Source organism: Roseovarius sp. MBR-51 (assembly GCF_053628575.1).
This window is the reverse complement of record NZ_JBRJGQ010000007.1, coordinates 79287-104982: the sequence shown is the minus strand read 5'-3', so window position 1 is coordinate 104982 and position 25696 is coordinate 79287. Positions and strand designations below refer to the sequence as shown.

The window sequence follows — 25696 nt, the reverse complement described above, 5'->3', positions numbered from 1 at the left end:
AGTTGGGATGACAGCGTGACGAAGCAGAACAGGACGACTGAGCGGCCTCACACGGGTGGATTGCCCGGGTCGTCAAGCGTAGATCGCCTGATCGAACAAGCCTCTGACATCGCCGTCATGGTCGATGACAGGACGGTTGTCACGGCCATATCTGTCAGCCCTGATCTCCCCGAGCTGGGCAGCCTTGAACATTGGATCGGGCGGGACTTCCGCAACTTCCTGACGTCGGAGAGCCGGATCAAATTCGACGTGCGCATCGCTGATATGCGCGCTGACCCCGACAGCTTGCCTCGCCCCATCGAACTCAATCACCGCGACAATGCCAATTGGGAATTTCCGGTGCGCTACACACTCCACCGCGAACCCGAGAGCGGTGGCGTTCTGCTGTTGGGCCGGGATATGCAGCCCTTGGCGGAAATCCAGCAGCGGCTTGTGCGCGAACAGATAGCCCGCGAACGCGAGCTTGAGAAATTCCGCGGCATTGAGACCTGTTACCGTGTCGTGCTCGAAGCCTCCGAGACACCGCTTGTGCTGATCGACCCTGATCAGGGTCGCATCCGCGATATCAATTCCGCCGCGGCGCTTCTGCTTGGCTCCAAGCGCGACGTGCTGAACGGCAATGCCTTTGCGCAGGCCTTTGAAGGGCAGCGACGCGGCTCGTTCATGGACCAGCTGCGTGCGGCCGCCGCCTCGGATGAAATCACCGGGGTCGAGGCCGTGGCCCGACGGAATGGTCGCCTGCTTCAGCTGACCCCTGATCTCTTTCGCGCCTCCGGCGAAGTTCTCATGCTCTGCCGTATGGCCCCGATCGAGGATGAAGAGGCGGCGCGCCCCGAATCCACACAATCGCTGACGGCGCTCTTCGAGGCGGCCAGCGACGCTATCGTACTGCTCGATTCCAACGGTCTCATCCGTGATGCCAACGAGGGATTTCTGGTGTTGTCCGATGCGGCTCAATTGCGCGACGTGCAGGGCCGGTCCATGGCGGATTTCCTGTCGCGCGGCAGCGTCGATCTCAAAATCATTCTGGACAATACCCGCAAGACGGGGCGCATGCGCAACTATGGCGCGCACATCCAGAGCATCGTCGGCAGCCGCGCCTCGGTTGACATCTCGGCGGCACGTCTGCGCGGGCGCAATGTCGATCTGGGCGTCGGGCTGATCATCCGCGATACCACACCGCGTGACATGCCAACGGTCGAAGAGGCCTCGGCTGTGGTCAGCGAAGAGGCGATGCGCAATGTCATGGACCTTGTCGGCACCGCGTCCCTCAAGGAATTGGTTTCGGCCACCTCGGATGTGGTCGAGAAGATGTGCATTGAAACCGCCGTACGTCTGACCAACAACAACCGCGTGGCCGCTGCGGAAATGCTGGGGCTCTCGCGTCAGAGCCTTTATGTCAAGCTTCGTAAATTTGGTCTGATCAACGCGCAGGACGAAGATTAAGCCGCGTTGTGATCGCTTGGCCCGAGAAACTGCTTCCCTCACAGGTGAATGTATAGTTTAATTGACACTATGAGTGTCACAGAGTCTTTACACATTGCGCGCCGCCTGCCAGAGCCTCGGGCTCTGCTCACCCTGATCAAGCCGATCACATGGTTTCCGCCCATCTGGGCCTACCTCTGCGGGGTGATATCCTCCGGCGTATCCCCCCTGAGCAATTGGGGGCTGGTGGTGCTTGGCATGGTGCTGGCGGGGCCAGTGGTCTGCGGCATGAGTCAGGCCGCGAATGACTGGTGTGACCGCCATGTCGACGCGATCAACGAACCGCATCGCCCAATCCCATCTGGTCGCGTGCCGGGTCGCTGGGGCCTCTGGGTGGCGCTCGCCATGTCGGTCTTGGCGCTGATCATGGGGGCATTCCTTGGCCCTTGGGGCTTTGGGGCAACCGTGTTCGGAGTGCTCGCCGCCTGGGCCTATTCGGCAGAGCCGGTGCGCCTCAAGCGTTCGGGCATCTGGGGGCCGGGTCTTGTCGGGCTGTGCTATGAGGGTCTGCCATGGTTCACGGGCGCGGCTGTTCTGGCCGCTGGCGCGCCGAGCGCGCCGGTCATCCTGATGGCCGCTCTCTATGCCATCGGCGCGCATGGCATCATGACCCTCAACGATTTCAAGGCATTGGAGGGCGACCGCCAGACCGGCGTCAATTCCTTGCCGGTCACGCTCGGACCAGAGCGCGCCGCGCGCGTCGCCTGCATCGTCATGGCCCTGCCACAACTGGCCGTGATCGGTCTGCTGCTCGCATGGGGCCGCCCGTGGCATGCCGCCGCAATCGGCATACTTGTCCTTGGCCAGTTCTGGGCAATGCGTATTCTGCTCTCCGATCCCAAGGGCCGCGCCCCTTGGTATAACGGCACGGGCGTGACCGCATATGTCACTGGCATGATGATCGCCGCCTTTGCCGTCCGCATCGTCGGAGGGGCAGGATGACACTGAACTGGCTGCAAATCTTTCGCATGGGTCTGGTGCAGATGTGCCTTGGCGCGGTCGTCGTGCTGACTACCTCGACGCTCAACCGCCTGATGGTGGTGGAATTGGCGCTGCCCGCCGTTCTGCCGGGTCTTCTGGTGGCGCTGCATTACGGGATTCAGATCACACGGCCCAATTGGGGCTATCTCTCCGACACCAGCGGTCATCGCACCCGCTGGATCATTGGCGGCATGGCGGTGCTGGCCTCGGGCGGCTATCTTGCGGCCTTTGGCGTCGTGGTGATGGAGTCGCATTTCGCGCTTGGCCTCGCCCTCTCGATCTTTGCCTATGCGCTGATCGGGGTGGGGGTCGGGGCCTCTGGCACCTCGCTTCTGGCGCTCTTGGCCACGGCCACGGCCCCACGTCGCCGGGCGGCGGCGGCCACGATCACTTGGCTCATGATGATCGGCGGCATCGCGGTGACGGCGACCGTTGTTGGCGGGTTTCTGGACCCCTACAGCCCTGCGTTGCTGCTCGAAATCGTCGGTGTCGTCGCGGTCGGCGCGGTCGTGCTGACAGCGCTGGCCATTCACGGCATTGAGGCGCGTGTCGGCGTTCAGCCCGCCCGCGCCGATGCCCCCTTGCGATTTCGCGAAGGGTTGGCCGAGATCTGGGGGGAGCGTGAGGCGCGGCATTTCACGATCTTTGTCTTTCTGTCGATGACTGCCTATTTCATGCAGGAACTTATCCTTGAACCCTATGCCGGTCTTGTCTTCAGCTTTACGCCCGGCCAATCCACCCAACTCTCTGGCGCGCAGAATGGCGGGGTCTTTCTCGGCATGCTCACAGTGGGCATTGCGGCCACCGGCCTGCGCCTCGGGTCGATCCGGCATTGGGTTGTGGCGGGCTGTCTGGGATCGGCGTCGGCGCTTGCAGCGATTGCGCTGCTCGGGGCCTCGGGCGCGGCGGCGGCCCTCGTCCCGATCGTCGTCGTGCTTGGGTTCTTCAACGGAATGTTCGCAGTGGGCGCGATTGGCGCGATGATGGCACTGGCAGGGCAGGGGCGCGAGGCCCGCGAAGGCACGCGCATGGGGCTCTGGGGCGCGGCACAGGCGATGGCCGCAGGCTTTGGCGGCCTCTCGGGCGCCGCTCTCGTCGATATCATGCGGGCGCTCTCCAATACGGATGTAACAGCCTTTGGCGCGGTCTTTCTCTTTGAAGCTGGCCTTTTCGTGCTCTCGGCGCTGCTCGCGCTCAGGGTGATTGATCACGGTCGCGACCGGGGCGCGACACTTGTTCCGGGGGAATGACCATGTTTGATGTCGTCGTAATCGGGGGCGGCCCGTCCGGGGCCACAGCAGCCGAGGATCTGGCCCGCTCAGGGCATAAGGTGGCGCTCTTGGATCGCGCCGGACGGATCAAGCCCTGCGGCGGCGCAATTCCCCCGCGCCTCATTGCTGATTTCCACCTGCCCGACGATCAGATCGTCGCCAAGATCACCACCGCGCGCATGATCTCGCCCACCGGGCGGCATGTCGATATTCCCATTGAGAACGGCTTTGTCGGCATGGTGGATCGCGAGCATTTTGACGAATTCCTGAGGGCCCGCGCGGCTTCGGCCGGCGCAATCCGCGCCACCGGCACCTATCTGCGCATCGACCGCAGCGGGCCGACACCGGCGGTGATCTACCGCGACAAGGCAACGGGTGACGAACGCAGCCTGCGCACCCGCCTCATCATCGGTGCGGATGGGGCGCGCTCCAACGTGGCCCGCGCCGAGGTGCCGGGCGGCGACAAGATCCCCTATGTGATCGCCTATCACGAGATCATCGAGGCCCCGGAAGCGACAGCCGCCTATGACCCAAAACGCTGTGATGTGATCTATGACGGGGCGATTTCGCCGGATTTCTACGGCTGGGTGTTTCCGCATGGCAAATCCGCCAGCGTCGGCATGGGCTCGATGGTCAAGGGCGTGGATCTCAAACAGGCCACCGCCGATCTGCGTGCGGCCTCCGGCCTGACCGATTGCCCGACCATCCGCCGTGAGGGCGCACCGATTCCCCTAAAACCGATGGACTGCTGGGACAATGGCCGTGACGTCGTGTTGGCAGGCGATGCCGCGGGTGTCGTTGCTCCGTCCTCGGGCGAGGGCATCTATTACGCCATGGTGGGTGGCCGGGTTGCCGCGACAGCCGCAAGCGCCTGCCTCGCCTCCGGTCGCACTCGCGATCTCAAACTCGCCCGTCAACTCTTCATGCGCGACCATAAAACCGTGTTCCGGGTTCTGGCCTCGATGCAGAATGCCTATTATAAGTCCGACGAGCGGCGCGAGCGGTTTGTCTCGCTCTGCCATGACGTTGATGTGCAACGGCTGACATTCGAGGCCTACATGAACAAGAAACTGGTCAAGGCGCGGCCCATGGCGCATCTCAAGATCGGGTTGAAGAACCTCGCCCATCTGACGCGGCTGGTCTCCGCGACCCGCGTATGACAGCGCTGATCCCCACATGGATAGGCGGCGATCTGGTCGCTGTCGACAAGCTCGAGGCGCATCAGCGCGGGCTGCGGCACAAGGCGGTGTCGGTCTTTGTCATGGCGGGCGAGGATCTCTTGATCCAACGTCGCGCGCTTGGAAAATATCATACCCCCGGTCTCTGGGCCAACACCTGTTGCACCCATCCGCATTGGGGCGAAGACCCGCTCGCCTGCGCGCATCGCAGGCTGTCCGAGGAATTGGGCATCACCGGCCTTACCCTAACCCCCCGTGATCAGGTCGAATACCGCGCCGATGTCGGCGGCGGGCTGACCGAGCATGAGGTGGTGGACATGTTCATGTGTCGCCTGCCTGCGCGCTGCGCCCTGTCGCCGAATCCCGAAGAGGTGATGGACACCCGCTGGATTTCGCTCAACGCGCTCTATGCCGCGATCCGCATGCATCCCACCCGCTATACGCCGTGGTTGCGCATTTACATGGCCGAGCACGCGGCGCAAATCTTCGCCTGACGTCGCCGCTTCAGATCTGCCCCATCAGCGCCAGCCCGCCATAGAGCGTCACGGCGCCCAGAAGAATCGCCACGATCACATTGCGCAGCACATAGCCCGCAATCAACGTCACGGCCGCCGCCGCCATGCGCGGCGCATCCAGCGTGCCGCCGGTAGCGGCTGGCCAGACCACCAGCGGCGCAACCAATCCCGGTAGCACCGCGACCGCCGTATAGCGCAGATGCCGGAGCAGCCACGCAGGCAAGGGCCGGTCGCCAATCAGCCCGGTAAACACGAAGCGAAGGCCAAAACTACCCAGCCCGAGCAGCACAATCACGATCCAGAGGCTTGTCTTGTCGATCATGGCAAACGCGCCTCCTTGCGCCGCTCAAGGATCAACTCGACCTGCGCGCCGGTCATCATGCCCGCAAGGCCCGCGATCAGCAGCCCGAGGTTATAGGGCAGGAACGCAAACACCAGCGCCAAGGTCACAGACACAAACGCCGCCGCCAGATGCGCCGGCGTGCGCAGCATCGGCGCAATCATCGCAAGAAACGTGATCGGCAGCGCAAAGTCGAGCGCCAACCCCTCGGGAATCGAGGTGCCCACCAGCGCCCCCACCAGCGTGAAAATATACCAGAGCGGACAGATCGGCGTGACCACGCCAAAGAAATACCCCAGCCGCTGCGGCACTGTCCATCCGGGGTTCTGCTCGAATTTCACGATCGCACAGGCATAGCTCTGATCCACCGTGAAATAGGCGGCCAGCGCCCGCTGTCCCAAACTCGCCCCGCCGATATAGGGCGTGAGCGAGGCCGAATACATCGCCATCCGTAGATTGACCGCCAAGGCGGAAATCAGCGCAATCGCGGTAGGTGCGCCATCGCTGAGCAATTGCAGCGCCGTGAATTGCGCAGCCCCGGCGATCACCAGAACCGAAAAGCTGAGCGTTTCAAACACGTTCAGCCCAGCCTCGGTCGCCACCACGCCAAAGAGCAGCGAGAAGGGAACAATCACCAGAATGAAGGGCGCGCCGTCGCGCACGCCTTGCCAATAGGTCGAATTGGTGGTTTGCCTATGCACCGCTTGCCCCTAAGTTGCCCCCGTGCTCTGACACCGCCTACCCAATGCCAGAAGGAGATGCAATTGGCCACGACCGAGGACCTCCTGTCTTATCTCATCGCGCCCGATCCCGCAGCCCCCCGCCTGACCCGTTCGGTCGAGGGCATGGATCATGAGGGCAACCACACGCAAATCTCGGTGGTCGAGGAACGCCCGCTCACGATTTTTCTCAACGCGCAGGAAATCGTGACCGCCATGACGATTGGCGATTATCCCGAATATCTGGCGCTTGGCTTCCTGCGTAATCAGGGCATGCTCGGACCGCAAGAAACTGTCTTGGGCGTGGATTATGATGACGAGCTGGAAACCGTTGTGGTGCGCACCGATGGCCAGACCAACTATGAGGAAAAGCTCAAGAAAAAGACCCGCACCAGCGGCTGCGCCGTGGGCACTGTCTTTGGCGATATGATGGAGGGGCTCGAGGGCGTGACCCTGCCTGCCGTGACGGTGAAAACGTCTGATCTCTACGCGCTGGCCAGCGTGATCAACCGCACCCCCTCGCTCTATCTTGAGGCAGGCGCGATTCACGGCACCGTGCTCTGCCAGGGCAACCGCCCGCTGGTCTATATGGAGGATGTGGGCCGCCACAACGCCGTGGACAAGATCGCGGGATGGATGCTCAGCGAAGGCGTTGAGGCGGGCGATAAACTCCTCTACACCACCGGGCGTCTGACCTCGGAAATGGTGATCAAGACGGCGATGATGGGGATTCCTGTGCTCGCCTCGCGCTCGGGCTTTACCGCATGGGGTGTGGAAATCGCCCGTCAGGTGGGGCTGACCCTGATTGGCCGGATGCGCGGCAAACGCTTTGTCTGCCTCTCGGGGGATGACCGCCTCTTGCGGGATGCAGACCCCGACAGCGTAGGGGATGAGGACAAGAAACACCGCCGCAAAGGGGCAGACGTATGAACCGTCCCCTCGGGGTGATTCTGGCAGGTGGGCAGGCCACGCGCATGGGCGGCGGCGACAAGGGGTTGTTGCTGCTCGATAATCGCCCGATCCTTGCGCATGTGATGGACCGTCTGGCCCCGCAGGTCGGGGCGATGGCGCTCAACGCCAATGGTGATCCTGCCCGCTTTGCGGCGTTTGGCCTGCCGGTTCTGCCCGATCCCATCCCCGGTTTCGCCGGGCCGCTGGTGGGGGTTCTGGCCGGTCTTGATTGGGCAGCGGGGCAGGGGGCCGACACCATCGTCACCGTCGCCGCCGACACACCGTTTTTCCCGACCGATCTGGTGGCGCATCTGATCGAGGTTGCGTCAGGCATGGCGCATCCCCTCGTCCTTGCCGCCACTCCGCGCGGCGATACGGACACCAAATCCATGAGCGGCAGCGGTCTGATCCGCCACCCCACCTTTGGCCTCTGGCCCACGGCGCTGCGCCATGACCTGCGCGCGGCGCTGATGGATGGGCTACGCAAGGTGGTGATCTGGACCGACAAACACGAGGGGCGCGAGGCGGTATTCGACGACGCGCTTGATCCCTTTTTCAACGTCAACACGCCCGAGGATCTGGACGTGGCACGCAGGAGAGCAGCAGCATGAGGATATATGGCGTCACCGGCTGGAAGAACGCGGGCAAGACCGGGCTGATGGAGCGGCTGGTGGCGGAAATCACCGGACGCGGCTATACTGTCTCGACCGTGAAACACGCGCATCACACCTTTGACGTGGACCAACCCGGCAAGGACAGCCATCGCCACCGCATCGCAGGCGCGACCGAGGTGCTCTTGGCGTCGCGCAACCGCTTTGCCCTGATGCATGAATTGCGGGATGCTGAAGAACCCAGTCTCGAAACCCTCCTGCAAAAACTCGCCCCGGTCGATCTGGTTCTGGTAGAGGGCTACAAGCGTGACCGCCACCCCAAGGTCGAGGCGTTTCGGGCCGAGACCGGCAATCCGTTGATTGCCACCGATGATCCCACCATCCGCGCGGTGGCCACCGATACAGCACTTGAAATCGACCGTCCGCTCTTTGATCTCAACGACACCACGGCGATTGCCGATTTCATTCTGGCCGAGGTGGGATTGTGACCCCGTTCGACACCTTTGCGATGCTGGATTGGTCGGGGGGCAAGGATACCGGCCCGCGCCCGTGTCGGGATGCGATCTGGCTCGGGGTCACGCGCCACGCGACGGAGGAGGCCCCCCTCTATCTGCGCAACCGGGCAGAGGCCGAAGCGGCGCTCATGTCCCTCATCGCGGCAGAGATTGCGGCGGGGCGCAGGTTGCTGATCGGCGTGGATTTTCCCTTCGGCTTCCCGACAGGCTTCGCGCAGGGGCTGACCGGGTGCGACAATCCCTTTGCGGTCTGGGACTGGCTGGAAACGGTGATCGAGGATGCACCAAAGGCCAATAACCGCTTTGACGTGGCAGGCGAAATCAATGGCCGCTTTCCCGGTGTGGGACCATTCTGGTTCAACGGAGTGCAGCGTGACATTACGAACCTGCCGCGCAAGGACACGCGCGCAGGGCACGGCCTGCCCGAGAAGCGCAAAGCGGATGCGCGGGCGCCGGGCGCGTTCACCTGCTGGCAGCTGGGGGGCGCGGGGGCCGTGGGCGGGCAGATGCTGACCGGGCTGCCGGTGCTCAACCGGTTGCGGCGCAGGTTCTACGGGCAGGTCTCCGTCTGGCCGTTCGAGGTGCTGGACAAGCCCGTGGCGCTGGTCGAGACTTGGCCGGGTCTGATCAATCCTGCTGTAAAGCGCGCCGAAGCGGAGGGTGGCATCCGTGACGCCCATCAGGTGCGCCTGATGGCGCGCGCCCTTGGCCGCGTGAGCCCCGCCACGCTTGCCGCCATGCTGGACGTGGATGCCCCCGAGGAAGGTTGGATACTGGGTCTGGGACATGAAGACGACTTGATTGCCGCCTGCGACGATCAGCTCAAACCGCCGCCCCTGCGCAACGATTGCTTTGCGCTGCCTGCTGGCGTCGATTGGACGCCGGTCGATGACGCGCTCGCCCTCCTGCGCGATCGGCTGCGCCCCGTCGTCGGCCAGACCCGCGCACCTCTGGCGCAGGCGCTTGGCCGCGTTCTCGCCGCCCCCGTCACCGCCCCCCGCGCCAATCCGCCCGAGGCGAACACTGCCGTGGATGGCTACGGATTTGCCCATGCAAGCCTGACGACCGGCGATCAGGTGCTGCCGCTCGTTGAGGGACGCGCCGCCGCTGGTGTGCCCTATCCGGGCACCGTGCCGCCCGGCTACGCGGTCCGCGTGCTGACGGGTGCGGCCCTGCCTGCGGGCGTCGATACCGTGATCCTGCAAGAGGATGTGACCTTGGGCGAGGGCCGCATCGCCTTTCGTGCGGGCCTCAAACCCGGCGCAAACACCCGCCGCGCGGGCGAGGATGTGGCGGCCGGCGCGCCGGTGCTCTCGCCGGGCCGTGTGATTACGCCCGCCGATCTTGCGCTCTGCGCCGCCGTCGGGCTCTCTGACCTGCCCATCCATGATCAGTTGCGCGTCGCGGTGATCTCGACCGGGGACGAGTTGGTCGAGCCGGGCGAGCCCGCCCGCGAGGGGCAAATCTATGACGCCAACCGTCCCATGCTCCTGGGTCTCTTGCAGCAGATGGGCTATGCGCCGCTTGATCTCGGGCGCATTGCCGATGACCGCGCGACCCTGCGCGCCGCTTTGGACCGCGCTGCCCAGAATGCCGATGCGATCCTCACCTCCGGCGGGGCCTCGGCGGGGGATGAAGATCACGTCTCGGCCCTGTTGAATGAGGCGGGGGCGATGGCCCAATGGCGGATTGCGCTCAAACCGGGCCGCCCGCTGGCGCTTGGCCTCTGGCGCGGCGTGCCGGTCTTTGGCCTGCCGGGCAATCCGGTGGCGGCGCTCGTTTGCGCGCTGATCTTCGCGCGCCCCGCATTTCGGCTTCTGTCTGGCGCAGGGTGGTCCGTGCCCCAAGGCTTTGATGTGCCCGCCGGTTTTGAGAAACGCAAGAAACCCGGCCGCCGCGAATATCTACGTGCCCGCATCCGAGACGGGCGAGTTGAGGTTTTCGCCTCTGAGGGCTCTGGCCGCATCAGCGGATTGAGCTGGGCCGAGGGGCTGGTGGAACTGCCGGACTGCGCGGCCACTATTCAGCCCGGCGACCCGGTCCGCTATATCCCTTATACGAGCTTTCTCAGCGCCTGACCGGCGTCACGCCACCCCGGCGCGCAACGCATCATGAATATGCACAAGCCCACAAAGTTGCCCGGACTCGTCCACGGCAAACAATGCGCTGATCTTGTTGGTGTTCATCACTCCCAACGCCTCTGACAAGAGCGCATCCGGCAAAATGCTGCGGGGATTGCGGGTTGCCACCTCTCCGGCGGTACGCGCCATCAGGTCCGACAGGTTCCGGCGCAAGTCACCATCGGTGATCACCGCCAAGAGCCGACCATCCTCGACCACGGCCGCCACACCAAACCCCTTGGCGGTCATTTCCAGCAATGTCTCCCCCATCGGTGTGGTCTCGCGCACGACTGGCAAGGCATCGCCCCGATGCATCACCGACGACACCCGCAAGAGCTGCGCACCCAAGGTGCCACCGGGATGAAACGCCAGAAAATTCTCGCGCTCGAACCCGCGCAACCGCATCATCGCCACGGCCAGCGCATCCCCCAGGGCCAGCGTGCAGGTCGTGCTGGTGGTGGGGGCCATGCCAATGGCACAGGCTTCGGGGGCGTTCGGCAGGGTGAGCAGAAAATCCGCCTGTTGCCCCAAGGTGCTCTCGGCCTTCTTGGTAATGGCAATCAAGGGAATCGCGAAGCGGCGGCAATGGGCGATGATATCGGCCAACTCGCGGGTCTCGCCGGAATTGGACATCAGGATCACCGCATCCTCGCGGGTAATCATCCCCAGATCGCCGTGGCTTGCCTCGCCGGGATGGACATATTGCGCCGGCGTGCCGGTGCTGGCCATGGTGGCCGCGATCTTGGCGGCGATATGACCGGACTTCCCCATGCCCGAGACGATCACCCGCCCCCGCACTTCCAACAGCCGCGCCACAACCGCGTCAAAGTCGCTGGGCAGGGCTGCCCCCATCGCGGTCAGGGCTTCGGCCTCGATTCGGATGACGTCGCGGGCAATCTCGCTCGGGGTCTCGCTCGGGGTCTCGCTTTGGGTCTTGTCGGTAGACATGGGCGCAGCCCTCCTTTTGCGCCAACTGTTAGCGTGTCACGCGGCCGGGGCCAAGCGGAGGATGCTGATTTGCGGCAAATGAACCCTGCGAAACTGTGCCATTCACCCTGCTGAAAATACTTCGGGGGGTCCGGGGGACAGCGTCCCCCGGCGCTTGCGATTTTGTGGCTGGTAAGCGTCTGCGCGCCACCCTATCGTCGCGCCATGAACGCAGATGCCGCCCTTCTCGACAGCCGTTACGCTTGGACACGCCTTGCCGTGTCGCTGGCCATTGCCACGATTGGCAATGTCGGGATGTGGTCGATCATCGTCGTGATGCCCGCCATGCAGGCCGAATTTGGCGTCGACCGCGCGGCGGCCTCGATGCCCTATACTTTGACCATGGTGGGCTTTGCGCTGGGCAATCTCGGGATTGGCCGGGTGGTGGACCGCTACGGTGTAACAACAGCCCTGATTGGCGCGGCGATCCTGATTTCCTGCGCCACGGCGCTAGCCGCGATCAGCCCCACGGTGCTGATCCTGTCGGCGCTGCAATTTCTCATCGGATTCGGCACCGCCGCGAGCTTTGGCCCGCTCATCGCCGACATCTCGCTCTGGTTTCTCAAACGGCGCGGCATCGCGGTGGCGATCACCGCCAGCGGCAACTATCTCTCGGGCGCGATCTGGCCGGTGATCCTTGCGGGGATCTTGTCCGAACAGGGGTGGCGGGCGGTCTATATGGTGCTGGCCGTGGTGACCGTGGCGGGGGTGATCCCCCTGGCCCTGCTCCTGCGCCGCCGGGTGCCGCTGGGCGCACGCGCCCATGCCGATAGCCTCTCGTCCGCCCGCGCCGGGGCCACAGGCCTCTCGCCGCGCACTCTGGCCCTGCTTTTGGGTCTCGCCGGGGTTGGCTGCTGCGTGGCCATGTCGATGCCGCAGGTCCATATCGTGAGCTATTGCGTCGATCTGGGATATGGCCCTGCCGTGGGCTCGCAAATGCTGTCGCTCATGCTGTTGGGTGGGGTCGCCTCGCGCATTGTCTCAGGTCTGCTCGCGGACCGTTTGGGCGGCGTGCGCACGCTCTTGATCGGCTCGGCGCTGCAGTGTCTCGCGCTTTTCCTCTACCTGCCCTCGGGCGGGCTGACCTCGCTTTACATCGTGAGCCTCGTCTTCGGACTGGCACAGGGCGGCATCGTGCCCAGCTATGCCGTCATCGTGCGGGAATACATGCCCAGCGCCGAGGCGGGACGCCGCGTGGGCTTTGTGATGATGGCGACCATCATCGGCATGGCAATCGGCGGCTGGATGTCGGGCTGGATCTATGACCTGACCGGCAGCTATCACATGGCGTTTCTCAACGGCATCGCGTGGAATTTCCTCAACATCGGGATCATGGTGCTGATCCTGCTGCGCACCCGCACCCGGACGGGCAGCCCCCTGCCGGCCTGATATGCCTGTCAGTAGCTGTATTCGGCATAAATCCGGCTGAGATCGCCCTGCCAATCGCCATCATAACGATCGAGCAATTCATCCGCCGGGGTCTTGCCGGTCTCGACGCTCTCGCGCAGCGCATTGAGGAAATGCGTCTCGTCCGGGATCATGCCGCCACCGCCCGACCGCGCGCGCGCCTTGAGACCGGCCTCAGAGATATTGAGCACCGCGCGGGCCAGTTCATGCATGTGGATGTCGCCCACCCGCGCCTGCAACCCGTCCACACTGGCCGCCACTCGCAGCGCATCGCGCGTCGCGGCATCCCAGCCTTTGCAGATGTCCCATGCCGCGTCCAAGGCGGATTGATCATACATCAGCCCCACCCAGAACGCGGGCAGCGCACAAAGCCTGCGCCACGGGCCGCCATCGGCCCCCCGCATCTCCATGAATTTCTTGATCCGCGCCTCGGGAAAGGTGGTGGTCAGGTGATCGGCCCAATCGCTCAACGTGGGCTTTTCGCCGGGCAGGGCAGGCAGTTCACCGCGCAGGAAATCGCGGAACGACTGCCCCAGAGCATCAATATACTTCCCGTCGCGATAGACGAAATACATCGGCACATCGAGCGCGTAATCGGCATAAGCCTCAAAGCCAAAGCCCTCTTCGAACACAAACGGCAACATGCCGGTTCGCGCCGGGTCCAGATCGCGCCAGACCCGCGCGCGCCAGCTCTTGTGCCCATTGGGCTTGCCCTCAAAAAACGGCGAATTGGCGAAAAGCGCGGTCGCCACGGGCTGCAACGCCAGCGCCACGCGCAGTTTCTGCACCATATCCGCCTCAGAGGCGAAATCGAGATTGACCTGCACCGTGCAGGTCCGGCGCATCATGGTGCGGCCCATGGTGCCGACCTTTTGCATATAGCTGTCCATCAGCTTGTACCGGCCCTTGGGCATGAGCGGCATCTCGTCATGCATCCAGATCGGGGCAGCGCCGAGGCCGATAAAGCCCACGCCCACCTTGTCGGCAATGTCCTTGACCTCGCGCAGGTGGTCGTTCACCTCGTCGCAGGTCTGGTGAATTGTCTCCAGCGGCGCGCCCGACAATTCCAGTTGCCCGCCCGGCTCGAGGCTGACATTGGCCCCGTCCTTTTCCAGCCCGATGAGCTTGCCACCCTCTTCCACAGGGGCCCAGCCATGCCCATCGCGCAGCCCTTCGAGCACCGCCAGAATGCTGCGCGGTCCCTCATAGGGGATGGGGCGCTGCGTGTCTTTGCAATAGCCGAATTTCTCGTGCTCGGTGCCAATGCGCCAATCTTCCTTGGGTTTGCAACCACTTGCCAGATATTCGGCGAGTTGCTCATGGCGTTCGATCGGCCCGCCGCCGGATTGTGGGATGGACATGTTCGGGCCTCCTGATCAGGGCATTGTCTCGGGCGACACAGTTGGCGTCAAACGCTCGGACTGTCAATGCAGCCTAAGGTGCGAGGCCGCGCTTTGCGTTTTCTGCCAGATCACAGTCGGGTGATCGGGCAGGCGGCGCATCTGTGCCAGCATATGCTCGGTGCGCAGGCCGGGCAGGGCGGCAAAGGCGTCAAAGAGCGCCTCCGCCCCTTCGGCGTTGAGCGGGATATGCAGCGCGGGCGCGCCTTGCGTGCTCAGCACCCAATGCGCGGGCTTTCCCGTTGGATCGAGCGTCAGCGCCTCAAGATCGCGGATCGCCACCACGCCCCCCGTCAGCGGCCCGAAATAGGCGACCTGTCCCTCATCCACCTGCACCACGCCGGGACCGCCCGCGCCCGCGCGAAACCGCGCTCGTTGCAGACCCATCAGCAGAACCGCCCCGGCAAGGATCAACAGCGCATAGCCCAGCCATTGCAGGAGGCCGTAGCTGCCAATCCCCCACCAGAGCCCAAGCGCGGTGAGCCCGAGTCCGCTCACCACCTCGCGCCAGCGCCAAAGGGCGGCGCGTGCCTCGGCGCGCATGAAGCTCATGTCCAGTCCCCCAAGCTATTTTGCCAGAGCGTCATCGCCGCCACTGCCGCTGTATCGGCGCGCAGGATACGTGGCCCGAGGCTGACGGCATGCGCCTGCGGCAGCGCGGCCAAGCGTGCGCGCTCGGCCTCCGAAAACCCACCCTCGGGGCCGATCAGAATGGCCCAAGGCGCGTCGTGCGGCAGATCGCGGCCCAGCGCCTGCGCGCGCCCCGCCAGCCCCTCATCGCAGAACATCACCTGCCGTTCCTCTGGCCAATCGCTCAGCATCCGGTCGAGCCGGTTCAGATCGCTGACCTCAGGCACATAGGTGCCGCCGCATTGCTCTGCGGCCTCGACCGCATGCGCTTGCAAGCGGTCCTGACGGATGCGTTCGGAATTGGTGAACTCGGTCTGCACCGGAATGATCCGCGCCGCCCCCATCTCGGCGGCCTTCTCGACGATGAAATCGGTGCGCGCTTTCTTGATCGGTGCGAACATCAGCCACAGATCGGGCGGATCGCGCTGCGGCGCGGTCTGCTCTGTGACCCGCAAAACCCCGCCGCGTTTTCCCGCCTCCTTCACCTCGGCACGCCATTCGCCGGCCTCACCATTAAACACCAAAACCGCATCGCCCACGCCCTGCCGCATCACCCCAAAGAGGTAATGCGCCTGTGGCTGGCTCAGAGGAATGGTTTGCCCTTCCCCCAACGGGTGCTCTACATAAAGCCTGATCTTCGCTGCTTTCATGGGGCCAACATATGACCGCAAAGAACCAGACGCCAGAGGCCACGGGGCAGGTGGCCGATGCCTATGCTGGCAATTGGGTGGACCGTCTCGCCCCTGCCGCCACACGCCCCTATCTGCGGCTGGCGCGCGCGGACCGGCCCATCGGCACATGGCTCCTGCTCTTGCCCTGCTGGTGGGGGTTGACACTGGCCATGCTCTCGGACGGTCGGGCAGGGTGGCATGATCTCTGGATCTTCATCGGCTGCGCGCTTGGTGCTTTTCTCATGCGCGGCGCGGGCTGCACCTGGAATGACATCACCGACCGGCATATCGACGGGTCGGTGGCGCGCACCGCCTCGCGGCCCATTCCCTCGGGTCAGGTAACGGTGCGGGGTGCTGTGATCTGGATGGCGGCGCAGGCGCTGATTGCCTTTGCCATCCTCCTGACCTTCAACACAGCCGCGATTGCGCTTGGCGTGCTCTCGCTCCTGCCGGTCGCAATCTATCCCTTTGCCAAGCGGTTCACCTGGTGGCCGCAGGTCTTTCTTGGGCTTGCCTTCAATTGGGGCGCGCTTCTGGCGTGGACGGCCCATGCCGGTCGGCTGGAGGCGCCAGCGGTGATCCTCTACCTCGCAGGCATCGCCTGGACGCTCTTTTATGACACGATCTATGCCCATCAGGATGCCGAGGATGACGCGCTCATCGGTGTGAAATCCACGGCCCGGCTCTTTGGCGACAGCTCCCCGCGCTGGCTGCGCTGGTTTCTGGTGGCGACCGTGTCGCTCATGGCGGTGGCCGTCATTCTCGCGGTGCCCGATGCGCGGCTGACAGCACTCCTTGTGGCGCTCTGCGGCCCTTGGGCGATGGGCTGGCATATGCAGCGCCAGATGCGCCACCTGCGTCTCGACGATACCGCGCGCCTGCTTCAGCTCTTTCGATCCAACCGCGACGCCGGCCTCTTGCCTGTGCCGTTTTTCGCCGTTGCCTGTCTGCTGTGATTGAACTCACCCCGCCGCACGCCTAAAGACGTGGGCAGCACTCATAAATTGGCCATAGCCCGATGCGTTTATCATCCGCCTTCACGATCGCAGGAACTTTTGCCGGCGCAGCGGTGCTTGCGGTCGTCGCCGCTGGCTTTGCCGTCAGCGCCATCGAGGACAGCTCGCGCCGTGCCGTGCGTGACACGCTCGACCGCGCGGGCCTTGTCTGGGCTGATGTCGACAGTGACGGACTCCAGCTTTTCCTCGCGGGCACCGCCCCGTCCGAGGCGACCCGCTTCAAGGCACTTTCGCTCGCGGGCACCGTGGTCGATGCCGCGCGGGTGATCGACCAGATGTTGGTGCAGGATGCGGCCGATATCGCGCCGCCGCGCTTTGCCATCGAAATCCTGCGCAATGACAGCGGCATCTCGTTGATTGGCCTCGTCCCCGCCGCCACGGACCGCGATAAACTTCTGGCGGATATCGCCTCTGCAACCAATGACGTGCCTGTGGCCGACCTGCTGGACGCCGCCGATTATCCCTATCCCGAAACCTGGCCCGATGCGCTGCGCTTTGCCGTGCGCTCGCTAGGCAAACTGCCCCGGACCAAAATATCGGTGAGCGCCGACCGAGTCGAGATCACGGCCATGGTCGACAGCCCCGAGGCGCAGCGCCAGATCGAGACCGAGCTGGCCCGCAGCGCCCCGGACGATGTGCGCCTTGCGCTGGCCATCTCGGCACCCCGTCCGGTGATCACCCCCTTTACCCTGCGGTTCGTGATCGACGGGACAGGCGCGCGGTTCGATGCCTGCTCCGCCGATACCGACGAGGCACGCGACCGTATCCTGCGCGCCGCCGGCAAGGCGGGAATGCAAAAGCGTACCGATTGTGTGGTTGGCATGGGCGTGCCCTCGCCACAATGGGCGCGTGCCGCCGAACTGGCAATTGGGGCCGTCGCCGACCTCGGCGGTGGCTCGATCACCTTCTCGGATGCCGATGTCGCCCTTCTCGCCCCCGAGGGCACCCCGCAAAGCCACTTCGACGATGTCGCAGGCAAGCTCGAGGCCGATCTGCCCGATGTCTTCGCCCTTACCGCGACCCTGCCGCCCCCCCCCGATACCGCAGAACCCGTCGCGCCTGAATTCGTGGCCACGCTCTCGCCCGAAGGCCAAGTGCTGATTCGTGGCCGCGTCGGCAGCGAAACCAGCCGCGAAACCGTGCGCAGCTTTGCCAAGGCGCGGTTTTCGTCCAATGCGGTGCATCTGACCGCCCGCGTCGCCGAGGGCTTGCCGCGCGACTGGTCCATCCGCGTTTTGACCGGGCTCGAGGTGCTGTCCTATCTGTCCAACGGGGTCGTCACCGTCACCCCCGACAATCTCAGCGTCCAAGGCAATACAGGCCGCAAAAGCGCCAGCGCCGAAATCGCCCAGTTCCTCTCGGACAAATTTGGCGGAGCCGAGAAATACTCGATCGACGTGACCTACAAAAAGGCGCTCGATCCGGTGGCAGGCCTGCCCACGCCAGACGAATGCGAGGCGCTGATCGCCGAGATCCAATCCACCCGCAAGATCAACTTCGAACCGGGATCGGCCACCATCGACGCGCAGGGCGCCGCGATCATGGATGACATCGCCGACATCCTCAAAGACTGCGGCGAAATTCCGATGGTGATCGGTGGCCATACCGACAGCCAGGGCCGCGAAGAAATGAACGAGCAACTCAGTCTCGCCCGCGCCCGCGCCGTGCTGGATGAATTGCGCCTGCGCCGGGTGCTCACCTCGTCCATCGACGCCAAGGGCTACGGCGAGAGCACCCCCATCGCCGACAATGAGAGCGAAGAGGGCCGCGAGACCAACCGGCGCATCGAATTCCGCCTGATCCGGCCCGAGCCGGTGCCAGATGAGCAAACAGCGCTTGAAAGCCTGGAAGAACCGGGGGAAGAAGGGACTGAGGCCGAAGAGACCACGCAGGACCAACCCACCGAATGAACAGAACCGAATTTATCATCGCGACCGCCATCGTCCTCTTTGTGGCGTTCTGCATGGGTTGGTTCGCCAATTGGCTGGTGCACCGCTTCATCCGGGTGCCGGGGTCCGATGTCGGCGAACTTGAACGCATGGCGCAGGAACTGCACGAAGCCGAGGAAACCCGCGATCAGGCGATCACCTATCTGCAACAGCGCGAGGCAGATCTGACAAACCAGATCAGCCAGACCGAGGCCGAATTGGCCGCCACCATGGACGGTCTGCGCGAGGCGCGCTACGAGGCCGAGCAATTGCGCGCCCATCTCGACAAGATGGCGGACCGCGCCGCGGAGTGAGACGCACGGAGGCCCCGACGGCCTCTTGCCCACATCCCCCGGTAGCAAAAGAGACGCCACACCCGGCCCTTTACAAGACATGGCGCAGAGCGGGGCGAGAGCGGCTGGCTCTCGAAGGTTTCCTCGGGAGCCCGGTTGTGGGACCGTTGGGCCATACTTACATTAGGAACATTGGTCGAGGGGCGCGGTGGCGTCGCTGGATCATCCACAAAAGGAAGGTGGTCCTTGATGAAAAAGATCGACGTAGACAAGGACTTCAAGCGGTCGAAATTCTTGATCGTTGCAATGGTCGCCCAGGTGGTTGTGGTCCTGCTGGTCCTGTTCATCTATCTGGCCTGGCTGTAAACGCAATACAGCGGGCCGCCTCCGCCCGGGGTTCGGAGCGAGCGACAGCCAACTTGACCGACGCCCGCCCCGCTGCATCATTTTGCTCAGGCCAACTCCCAGCCCTCGGCTTGAAAGCCGAGGACCACGCAAAGTCTCACCCTTGCTCAGTTGCCGGTGCCATGCGCTTTGCCATGTCCGTCCTCGGGCGTGCGCGCCAGATCGACCGGCACATCCACCACAATCTCTCCGGATTTCTCGAACACCAGTGTCAGCGGCACGATTTTGCCTTGCTCAAAACTCTCCGTCAGACCCATCATCATCACATGCGCCCCACCACGCTGCAACACCAGCGTCTCTCCGGCTGGCACCGCAAAGCCTTCCTCGACATGCACCATCTTCATCACGCCACCCTCTTCGATATGGGTGTGCAATTCCACCTTCTGTGCGGCGGGAGAGGCAGCGCCGATCAAACGATCATCGGCATCGCCGATATTCTCGATCAGCATAAAGGCCGCGCCGGTCTTGGCCGTCGGGCTGGCGCTGCGGGCATAGGTGTCAAGCACGTGAATTTCCTGTGCCAGAACGGGCGTGGCAAGGGCGGTTGCGGCAAGCGCCGCGAATAGCTTGGATTTGAGGGACATCAGTCGCTCCTTTCAGGTCTGTGTGTCAGTATTGGCGTGGGGGTCAGGCCGCCAAGGGCGGTGCCCGTGCGACGCCCGCAGGCAGGCTGCGTGTCACCACATCCGAGATGACTATCGTGACCGAAAGACGCCGCGCGGGCGCGCGCCACTCCGTCAGGGCAGGGCGCGCCTCCAGAACCACGGCAAACCCCGGCAGGCAATCCGGGCAGAGATGCGGCGTGACAACGGGCTGGCCCTCACCATCCACTGTGACAGTCACAGGACCAGTTCCAGTGCAGAGCACGATCTCGCCCACCGGCTGTGCTGCCCCGCGCGCCACGGCAAGGCTCTGGCTCGTCAGTGCCAGAAGCAGGCAGAGGCCCAAGGCCAATATCGGGCGATGCTGTCTCATGGGACCGAGATATAGGCCCGCACCGTCACGCTCGGCAAGCGACAAACGCAAACAGCCCCGCCTCATTGGGCAGGGCTGCACGCCAGTCTTCTAGATCAGATGCCTCAGGCGACGGCGGCCTGTGCCTTTGCAATCTCTTTCTTGACCTTCAGCGCGGTGGCCGACAGTTCGTCGTCCTTGGCCTTGGCCAGAAATGCATCCAGACCACCACGATGATCGACGCTGCGCAGGGCATGCGCCGAGATCCGCAGCTTGATGCCGCGATTCAGGGTCTCGGATTGCAGGGTCACGTCGTTCAGGTTCGGCAGATACCGACGACGTGTCTTGTTATTGGCGTGGCTGGAGTTGTTTCCAACCATCGGGCCTTTTCCAGTCAGTTCACAGCGGCGCGACATGGGGTCATCCTCGTTCTTGCTGAGGGCGCGTGCTGGCCCTTCTTAACACAAACGGGCACCACCACAGGCAGCGCCCCGAATTCCGTTTGGGGTCTTTAGGCCCAAACCGCAGGCGCGTCAAGGGATTCTCCCGCCGAATTTGCTGCAATTCCACCTCTTTCGTGGACTGTATTTCAGTGGCTCGCCCCGGACGCCTTTGACGAGAGTGTTTATCGCAGGATGAAACGCAAATGGCAAAAACCCGCCTGCGCGCCTGTGTCACCTGCTGACTTATATGCAGAAAAACAGTGTGGAGTTGCGGAATTGGTGGAGCCTAGGGGGATCGAACCCCTGACCTCTTGCATGCCATGCAAGCGCTCTCCCAGCTGAGCTAAGGCCCCAATTCCGTATGGCCCTCAGGCCGTGCGCCGCTCTCTAAGCAAAGCGGCGGGCGGGATCAAGTGGAAAATCCCGCCCCAGGATCATTAAAGATCGTTGTCGTCCGAGGCCACATCGGCGATGTCGTCAAGCGACACATCCTCGTCCTCGTCATCCTCGAGCAGATCATCATCCAACTCGACATCGACGTCATCATCATCCAGCAGATCGCCATCATCATCAATGACGCTCCCGGACTTCAGCTTCTTCGTTTCCGCATCCTCGGCATCGGGTGTCATCGAGCGGGTCTTGCTCGTGGACAGCTCCACAACCTCGCCCGTGTAGGGGCTGACGATCGGGGTCTTGTTCAGGTCGTAAAAGCGTTTGCCGGTGGTCGGGCAGATACGCTTGACGCCCCATTCTTCTTTGGGCATGGGTGATCCCCTTTGAATCTCTGGACTTGTCGATGATCCGCGTCCCCTGCCATAACATTCAACAGCTGTCAAAGCCTTTGACAGAGACACCCGGACCCTAATCAGGAGGTCATATGGGCCATCACGTGCTTGCGGGCAACCCCCCTGTTGAGCTCTGCCTACGCCGCAGCCCAAGAGCGCGGCGGATTTCGCTGCGCGTATCGGGTCTCGACGGGCGGGTCACGTTGACGATTCCGCGCGGCGTGACCGAGGCCGAGGCACTGGCCTTTGCCCGCTCACGGGCGGATTGGCTGCGCAGCCACCTGTCCGAGCGGCCCGATCACAGGGTCGTGGGGCTTGGCTCCGATCTTCCCGTCGAAGGCGAGACTTTGCTCATCGTGCCCGGCACCGGGCGGCGGGTGACGCGCGCGGCGGCGCAGATCTGCGTGCCCGGCCCGGCTGATACCGTCGCCGCGCGTCTCGAAGGCTGGCTCAAGGCACGCGCCCGCGATCGGCTTGCGGCGGCCTCGGATCATTACGCGGGCCTCTTGGGGCGGCGCTACACCCGCCTCACCCTCCGCGACACGCGCTCGCGCTGGGGGTCGTGTTCCTCCACCGGCGCGCTCAGCTATTCCTGGCGTCTGATCCTCGCCCCGCCCAGGGTGCTAGAGTATGTGGCCGCCCATGAGGTGGCGCATCTGGCGCAGATGAATCACTCGGCCGCGTTCTGGTCCGAGGTCGCGCGCCTCATGCCCGACTATGAAACCCCGCGCGGCTGGCTGCGCCGCGAAGGCAGCGCGCTGCATCGCTATCGTTTCAGCGATTGACGGACGCGTGATTTGTGATCACATAGCGCTATGTTGCTCCCTCCGCGCCCCGATCCCTCTCCCTCGGCCCATGACCGCGTCTATCGCGGCCTGCGCTCGCGCATCATGCATGGCGAGATCGCCCCCGGTCAGGCCCTGACCCTGCGCGGCATTGGGGCCGAATTCGGCGTCTCCATGACCCCTGCGCGCGAGGCCGTGCGCCGCCTCTCCGCCGAGGGGGCGCTCACGATGTCAAGCTCGGGTCGCGTGTCCACACCGGAACTCAACAGCGAGCGGATCGAAGAATTGGCCGCCCTGCGCTCTTTGATCGAGGTGGAGCTGGCCAGCCGCGCCTTGCCGCGCGCCCATATCGCGCTCATCGACCGCCTCCAGAGCATCAACGCCCGCGTGTCCGAGGATATAGCCCGTCAGGACGCGGTGGCCTATATCCGCCGCAATCTTGAATTTCACCGCACGCTCTATCTGCGCGCCCAAGCGCCGGCCATGCTTGCCATGGCCGAAACCGTCTGGCTTCAGCTTGGCCCCACCATGCGCGCCCTCTATGGCCGTCTGCGGCGCAAGGACCCGCCGCATTATCACCGCCTCATCATCGCTGCGCTCAAGGCGGGGGACGAGCCCAGCCTGCGCCTCGCGGTGCGCTCTGACGTGACCCAAGGGCTCAAGATGCTGATTGGCTGAACTTTTAGATCACTAGGGCCAGAGCGCCCGCCCCAACCAGCGCAGCGCCCCATGTTCGCCAGAGCGCGCGGCAGGCGGCCTCGATCTCGACGGCCCCGATATCGCGCTGCCCGTCCGCATTGACATAGGGAAACTCTTGCCGCGTGCCGTGATAGGAGCGCGGGCCGGACAGGGCCACGCCCAGGGCCCGCGCCATCGCCGCCTCGGGCCAACCGGCATTGGGCGAACGGTGGTGCCGTGCCTCGTGCGCGACCTGATCCCATTGCGACCAGATCCCATGCGTCGCAAGAATGAGCCCCGCCGTCAGCCGCGCGGGAAGCAGATTGAGCAGATCGTCAAACCGCGCCGCCGCCCAACCGAACGCCTCATGCCGTGGCGTCCGATACCCGATCATACTGTCAGCGGTGTTGGTGATCTTGTAGAGCAAGAGCCCCGGCAGCCCTCCGATGAGAAACCAGAATGCCGGGGCAATGACCCCGTCGCTCAGATTTTCCGCCGCTGATTCGATGGCTCCGCGCGCCACATCGGACGCCTCCATTGCGCCGGTATCGCGCCCCACGATCTGTGCCACCGCGCGGCGTCCGTCCCCCAAGGAGATCCGCAGATCGCGGGCCACCGCGGCGACATGATCCACCAGCGACCGTTGCGCCAACACGATCGCGGCGACGATGACCTCCACCACCGGACCCAATTGCGCAAGGGCCCAGCCCAGTCCGAGAGCCAGCAGTCCGAGGCCGGTCATAGCGGCCACGCCGCGCGCGCGTCGCAGCGCACCGCGATTGAGCACCCGGTCGCACCAGCCCACTGCCCGCCCCATCAAAACCGCCGGATGCGGCACCCTGTCCCAGAGCAAGCGCGGCTCCCCCAAAGCCGCATCAAGCAGCATCGCCAGCACAAGCGTCACAGCGCGGCCTCGAGCCGCGCCCAGCCATCCGGCCCTGGCAGCCCCAGCCGAATCAGATCCTCCGCATAGGGAAACACCCGGCCCAGAATCCGTCGCTCTGCCAGCCGGTTCTGCCACTGCGCCGCTGACCTCACCCGGTAAAGCCGAAACAGGGCACAGCCGCCCACCGCTTCGGCCCCCGCGCGCCACATCAAGGCATCAAGACGCGCTGCCTCTTCATTCAGCCGCACCCGCGTCTCGCGCGCCCAAGCCGAATCGCAGAGCGCCCGCGTCCCGATCTCCAGCGCCGGACCGGAGACAGCCCATGGTCCCTGCATCTCTGCCAAACGCTCCAGATCCCCCGGCGTCCCAATGGCAAAGCCAAGCCGCAGACCAGCCAACCCCCAGAACTTGCCAAAACTCTTGAGCACGATCACCCCCGGCGCCGTCGCATGGCGCAGCAGCGACCGCTCCGGGGCCACATCACAGAAGCTCTCGTCGATCACGGTCAGGGTGGCACCCAGATCCTCCGCCCCGTAAAACTGTCCTGTCGGATTGTTCGGATGCACGATCACCCGCGCCTGCACGGGTTGCTCGGTGTGGCGCTCCTCGATCACCTGCCACCCATGGGCGCGAAAACTGGCGGCATGTTCATTATAGGTGGGGCCGGGAATATGCACCACACCCAGCGCGTGCAGCCCCGGCAGCCGCGCGATCAGCGCCGAGGCTCCGGGGGCGGCCAGCACCGATGCGCCGTCCGGCACCTGCCAGAAGTCGCGTGCGGCGCGGATCAGCGCCTCTTGCGCGGCACGGTCGGGCAGGGCGCTCCAAGCCTCCGAGGATACCTCTCCCACGGGATAGGGCAGGGGATTGATCCCCGTCGACAGGTCGAGCCACTCCGCCCGCGTCCCGCCATATTGCGTCAGAGCCGCATCAATCCCCCCGCCATGATCCCGGCCCAAGGGCGTCATGCCTCGGGCTCAGAGGGCAAGGGCGGGTGGCGGGTCACGAAATGCCCTTTCACCCCCTGCGGCCATTGTTTGTAGGGCACTTGCCCGGTGCTGCTCTCGGCATGCAGCGCGGCATAGGTCACAATCGCCTCCGCCGCCTCGGCGTCAGGGGGGAAATTGCCCAGCGTATAGGCCAGTTTGCCCGCGCCTTGGATCGCCACATTGCACCCTTGCCCACAGCCCATCAGGCAGGAAACCCGCCGCGTGCGAATATCCGCGCGCGCCTGAGCGGCGCGTTCGATCAGTTCGGCCAGATCCTCGCCATGCGGGCGCGCATGTGTGGTGGCATCCCAATCCTCGCGCTTGCAGGTGTCGCAGATGGTGATCCAGCTTGTCATCGGGCGCCTTTCCTTGTTCGCAGGCCCGTTCAAGCGGAATTCCGCACAATCCGCAAGGTCTCCACGCTGCAAAGCCTTGCCAGACGATGGCCCGTTCCGCCTTGGTAAACCATGCGACGTTCATGGCCGGACAGGCGGCGACATCTTCAGGCACGATTGCGTCGCGATCCCGGCGGTCAACGCCAGACCGGGACCGGACCGCACAGGCGCAGCCACCCTTTGCCGGGCGGACCGACTTCAGAATCAAGACGCCGCAGATCAAGAAGAGGAGAATCGCTGTCATGGTGCCAGCCTGATGGGGTCGGGTTAACATCAGGTTAGCGCGGCGCGCATGGCGCGCTTTTGCCTCGTGGAACGCGGGCCGCCGGATGTGTACAAAACCCGCGTACATAACGGA

The 25696-nt window shown here is 64.4% G+C and carries 28 protein-coding genes and 1 tRNA gene; 15 read left to right on the top strand and 14 right to left on the bottom strand.

The genetic code is table 11. From position 1 onward, the window contains the following. Positions 1-60: 60 nt before the first annotated feature. From ppsR to idi, 5 genes are all read left to right on the top strand, one after another. Positions 61-1446, top strand: coding sequence for a transcriptional regulator PpsR (ppsR, locus tag ACSSVY_RS11775; protein WP_454269745.1), 1386 nt, complete (start codon positions 61-63; stop codon positions 1444-1446). Between the two features lie 69 nt (positions 1447-1515). After that, positions 1516-2427: a chlorophyll synthase ChlG gene (chlG, locus tag ACSSVY_RS11770; protein ID WP_454269744.1), complete on the top strand. Its 912-nt coding sequence runs from the start codon at positions 1516-1518 to the stop codon at positions 2425-2427. Next, positions 2424-3716, top strand: coding sequence for a BCD family MFS transporter (locus ACSSVY_RS11765; RefSeq protein ID WP_454269743.1), 1293 nt, complete (start codon positions 2424-2426; stop codon positions 3714-3716). Before chlG ends, ACSSVY_RS11765 begins: the two co-directional genes overlap by 4 nt. A 2-nt stretch (positions 3717-3718) precedes the next feature. Next, positions 3719-4897: a geranylgeranyl diphosphate reductase gene (locus tag ACSSVY_RS11760; protein ID WP_454269742.1), complete on the top strand. Its 1179-nt coding sequence runs from the start codon at positions 3719-3721 to the stop codon at positions 4895-4897. After that, positions 4894-5409, top strand: coding sequence for an isopentenyl-diphosphate Delta-isomerase (idi, locus tag ACSSVY_RS11755; protein ID WP_454269741.1), 516 nt, complete (start codon positions 4894-4896; stop codon positions 5407-5409). The genes ACSSVY_RS11760 and idi overlap by 4 nt, the downstream gene beginning before the upstream one ends. 10 nt (positions 5410-5419) lie before the next feature. Here idi and ACSSVY_RS11750 read toward each other — a convergent pair whose 3' ends face one another. Further along, on the bottom strand, positions 5420-5752 hold the full coding sequence (locus ACSSVY_RS11750) for an AzlD domain-containing protein (protein WP_009819241.1): 333 nt from the start codon (positions 5750-5752) through the stop codon (positions 5420-5422). After that, positions 5749-6471 (bottom strand): AzlC family ABC transporter permease, encoded by a 723-nt coding sequence (locus ACSSVY_RS11745; protein WP_454269740.1) that lies wholly within the window; start codon positions 6469-6471, stop codon positions 5749-5751. The genes ACSSVY_RS11750 and ACSSVY_RS11745 overlap by 4 nt, the downstream gene beginning before the upstream one ends. Before the next feature lie 57 nt (positions 6472-6528). Here ACSSVY_RS11745 and ACSSVY_RS11740 point away from each other — a divergent pair, with 57 nt between their 5' ends. From ACSSVY_RS11740 to ACSSVY_RS11725, 4 genes are read left to right on the top strand one after another with little or no spacing between them, the layout of a single operon-like run. After that, positions 6529-7419 carry a formate dehydrogenase accessory sulfurtransferase FdhD gene (locus ACSSVY_RS11740; RefSeq protein WP_454269739.1) on the top strand — a complete coding sequence of 297 codons (891 nt, stop codon included), beginning with the start codon at positions 6529-6531 and terminating at the stop codon, positions 7417-7419. Continuing rightward, entirely contained in the window at positions 7416-8051 is a 636-nt protein-coding gene (gene mobA / locus ACSSVY_RS11735; protein ID WP_454269738.1) for a molybdenum cofactor guanylyltransferase MobA, read from the top strand. The genes ACSSVY_RS11740 and mobA overlap by 4 nt, the downstream gene beginning before the upstream one ends. Next, complete coding sequence (gene mobB, locus ACSSVY_RS11730; protein ID WP_454269737.1) at positions 8048-8539, top strand: molybdopterin-guanine dinucleotide biosynthesis protein B; 492 nt, start codon at positions 8048-8050, stop codon at positions 8537-8539. The genes mobA and mobB overlap by 4 nt, the downstream gene beginning before the upstream one ends. Continuing rightward, on the top strand, positions 8536-10644 hold the full coding sequence (locus tag ACSSVY_RS11725; protein ID WP_454269736.1) for a molybdopterin-binding protein: 2109 nt from the start codon (positions 8536-8538) through the stop codon (positions 10642-10644). Before mobB ends, ACSSVY_RS11725 begins: the two co-directional genes overlap by 4 nt. Before the next feature lie 6 nt (positions 10645-10650). Here the strand turns inward: ACSSVY_RS11725 and ACSSVY_RS11720 are convergent, their stop codons facing one another. Next, positions 10651-11634 carry a KpsF/GutQ family sugar-phosphate isomerase gene (locus ACSSVY_RS11720; protein ID WP_454269735.1) on the bottom strand — a complete coding sequence of 328 codons (984 nt, stop codon included), beginning with the start codon at positions 11632-11634 and terminating at the stop codon, positions 10651-10653. A gap of 204 nt (positions 11635-11838) precedes the next feature. Here ACSSVY_RS11720 and ACSSVY_RS11715 point away from each other — a divergent pair, with 204 nt between their 5' ends. After that, positions 11839-13062 carry an MFS transporter gene (locus ACSSVY_RS11715; RefSeq protein WP_454269734.1) on the top strand — a complete coding sequence of 408 codons (1224 nt, stop codon included), beginning with the start codon at positions 11839-11841 and terminating at the stop codon, positions 13060-13062. 8 nt (positions 13063-13070) lie between these two features. On the opposite strand, the gene ACSSVY_RS11710 is transcribed toward ACSSVY_RS11715, so the two are convergent. The 3 genes from ACSSVY_RS11710 to ACSSVY_RS11700 all read right to left on the bottom strand — a co-directional run bounded on the left by ACSSVY_RS11710 (position 13071) and on the right by ACSSVY_RS11700 (position 15760). Then, positions 13071-14441 (bottom strand): glutamate--cysteine ligase, encoded by a 1371-nt coding sequence (locus ACSSVY_RS11710; RefSeq protein ID WP_454269733.1) that lies wholly within the window; start codon positions 14439-14441, stop codon positions 13071-13073. A 63-nt stretch (positions 14442-14504) separates the two neighbouring features. Then, positions 14505-15032: a hypothetical protein gene (locus ACSSVY_RS11705; protein WP_454269732.1), complete on the bottom strand. Its 528-nt coding sequence runs from the start codon at positions 15030-15032 to the stop codon at positions 14505-14507. Beyond that, positions 15029-15760, bottom strand: a complete 732-nt coding sequence (locus ACSSVY_RS11700) for a 16S rRNA (uracil(1498)-N(3))-methyltransferase (RefSeq protein WP_454269731.1) — start codon at positions 15758-15760, stop codon at positions 15029-15031. The genes ACSSVY_RS11705 and ACSSVY_RS11700 overlap by 4 nt, the downstream gene beginning before the upstream one ends. An 11-nt stretch (positions 15761-15771) precedes the next feature. On the opposite strand from ACSSVY_RS11700, the gene ubiA reads away from it, so the two are divergent. The 3 genes from ubiA to ACSSVY_RS11685 all read left to right on the top strand — a co-directional run bounded on the left by ubiA (position 15772) and on the right by ACSSVY_RS11685 (position 19039). After that, positions 15772-16737, top strand: a complete 966-nt coding sequence (gene ubiA, locus ACSSVY_RS11695; RefSeq protein ID WP_454269730.1) for a 4-hydroxybenzoate octaprenyltransferase — start codon at positions 15772-15774, stop codon at positions 16735-16737. 62 nt (positions 16738-16799) lie between these two features. Further along, positions 16800-18707, top strand: coding sequence for an OmpA family protein (locus tag ACSSVY_RS11690; protein ID WP_454269729.1), 1908 nt, complete (start codon positions 16800-16802; stop codon positions 18705-18707). Continuing rightward, positions 18704-19039, top strand: a complete 336-nt coding sequence (locus ACSSVY_RS11685) for a hypothetical protein (protein ID WP_454269728.1) — start codon at positions 18704-18706, stop codon at positions 19037-19039. The genes ACSSVY_RS11690 and ACSSVY_RS11685 overlap by 4 nt, the downstream gene beginning before the upstream one ends. A 491-nt stretch (positions 19040-19530) precedes the next feature. Here the strand turns inward: ACSSVY_RS11685 and ACSSVY_RS11680 are convergent, their stop codons facing one another. The 5 genes from ACSSVY_RS11680 to ACSSVY_RS11660 all read right to left on the bottom strand — a co-directional run bounded on the left by ACSSVY_RS11680 (position 19531) and on the right by ACSSVY_RS11660 (position 21584). Further along, positions 19531-20007: a copper chaperone PCu(A)C gene (locus ACSSVY_RS11680; RefSeq protein WP_454269727.1), complete on the bottom strand. Its 477-nt coding sequence runs from the start codon at positions 20005-20007 to the stop codon at positions 19531-19533. A gap of 43 nt (positions 20008-20050) precedes the next feature. After that, entirely contained in the window at positions 20051-20398 is a 348-nt protein-coding gene (locus ACSSVY_RS11675) for a hypothetical protein (RefSeq protein ID WP_454269726.1), read from the bottom strand. A gap of 104 nt (positions 20399-20502) precedes the next feature. Continuing rightward, positions 20503-20793 (bottom strand): 50S ribosomal protein L28, encoded by a 291-nt coding sequence (gene rpmB, locus ACSSVY_RS11670; RefSeq protein WP_454269725.1) that lies wholly within the window; start codon positions 20791-20793, stop codon positions 20503-20505. Between the two features lie 304 nt (positions 20794-21097). Then, positions 21098-21173 (bottom strand) — tRNA-Ala (locus ACSSVY_RS11665). An 84-nt stretch (positions 21174-21257) separates the two neighbouring features. After that, on the bottom strand, positions 21258-21584 hold the full coding sequence (locus ACSSVY_RS11660; protein ID WP_009819224.1) for a TIGR02300 family protein: 327 nt from the start codon (positions 21582-21584) through the stop codon (positions 21258-21260). A gap of 113 nt (positions 21585-21697) precedes the next feature. Between ACSSVY_RS11660 and ACSSVY_RS11655 the strand changes: the two genes are divergently transcribed. Both ACSSVY_RS11655 and ACSSVY_RS11650 read left to right on the top strand, forming a co-directional pair. Further along, the gene (locus tag ACSSVY_RS11655) at positions 21698-22390 is read left to right on the top strand and encodes a M48 family metallopeptidase (protein ID WP_454269724.1); all 693 of its coding nucleotides are present in this window, start codon (positions 21698-21700) and stop codon (positions 22388-22390) included. 30 nt (positions 22391-22420) lie between these two features. Further along, entirely contained in the window at positions 22421-23068 is a 648-nt protein-coding gene (locus tag ACSSVY_RS11650) for a GntR family transcriptional regulator (protein WP_009819222.1), read from the top strand. Positions 23069-23072: 4 nt separating this feature from the next. Here the strand turns inward: ACSSVY_RS11650 and cbiB are convergent, their stop codons facing one another. From cbiB to ACSSVY_RS11635, 3 genes are read right to left on the bottom strand one after another with little or no spacing between them, the layout of a single operon-like run. Then, positions 23073-23954, bottom strand: a complete 882-nt coding sequence (cbiB, locus tag ACSSVY_RS11645) for an adenosylcobinamide-phosphate synthase CbiB (RefSeq protein WP_454269952.1) — start codon at positions 23952-23954, stop codon at positions 23073-23075. Positions 23955-23968: 14 nt separating this feature from the next. After that, positions 23969-24922 carry a threonine-phosphate decarboxylase CobD gene (gene cobD, locus ACSSVY_RS11640; RefSeq protein ID WP_454269723.1) on the bottom strand — a complete coding sequence of 318 codons (954 nt, stop codon included), beginning with the start codon at positions 24920-24922 and terminating at the stop codon, positions 23969-23971. Next, a complete protein-coding gene (locus ACSSVY_RS11635; protein ID WP_454269722.1) occupies positions 24919-25299 on the bottom strand; it encodes a DUF1636 family protein in 381 nt (126 codons plus the stop codon). Before ACSSVY_RS11635 ends, cobD begins: the two co-directional genes overlap by 4 nt. Positions 25300-25696: the final 397 nt, after the last annotated feature.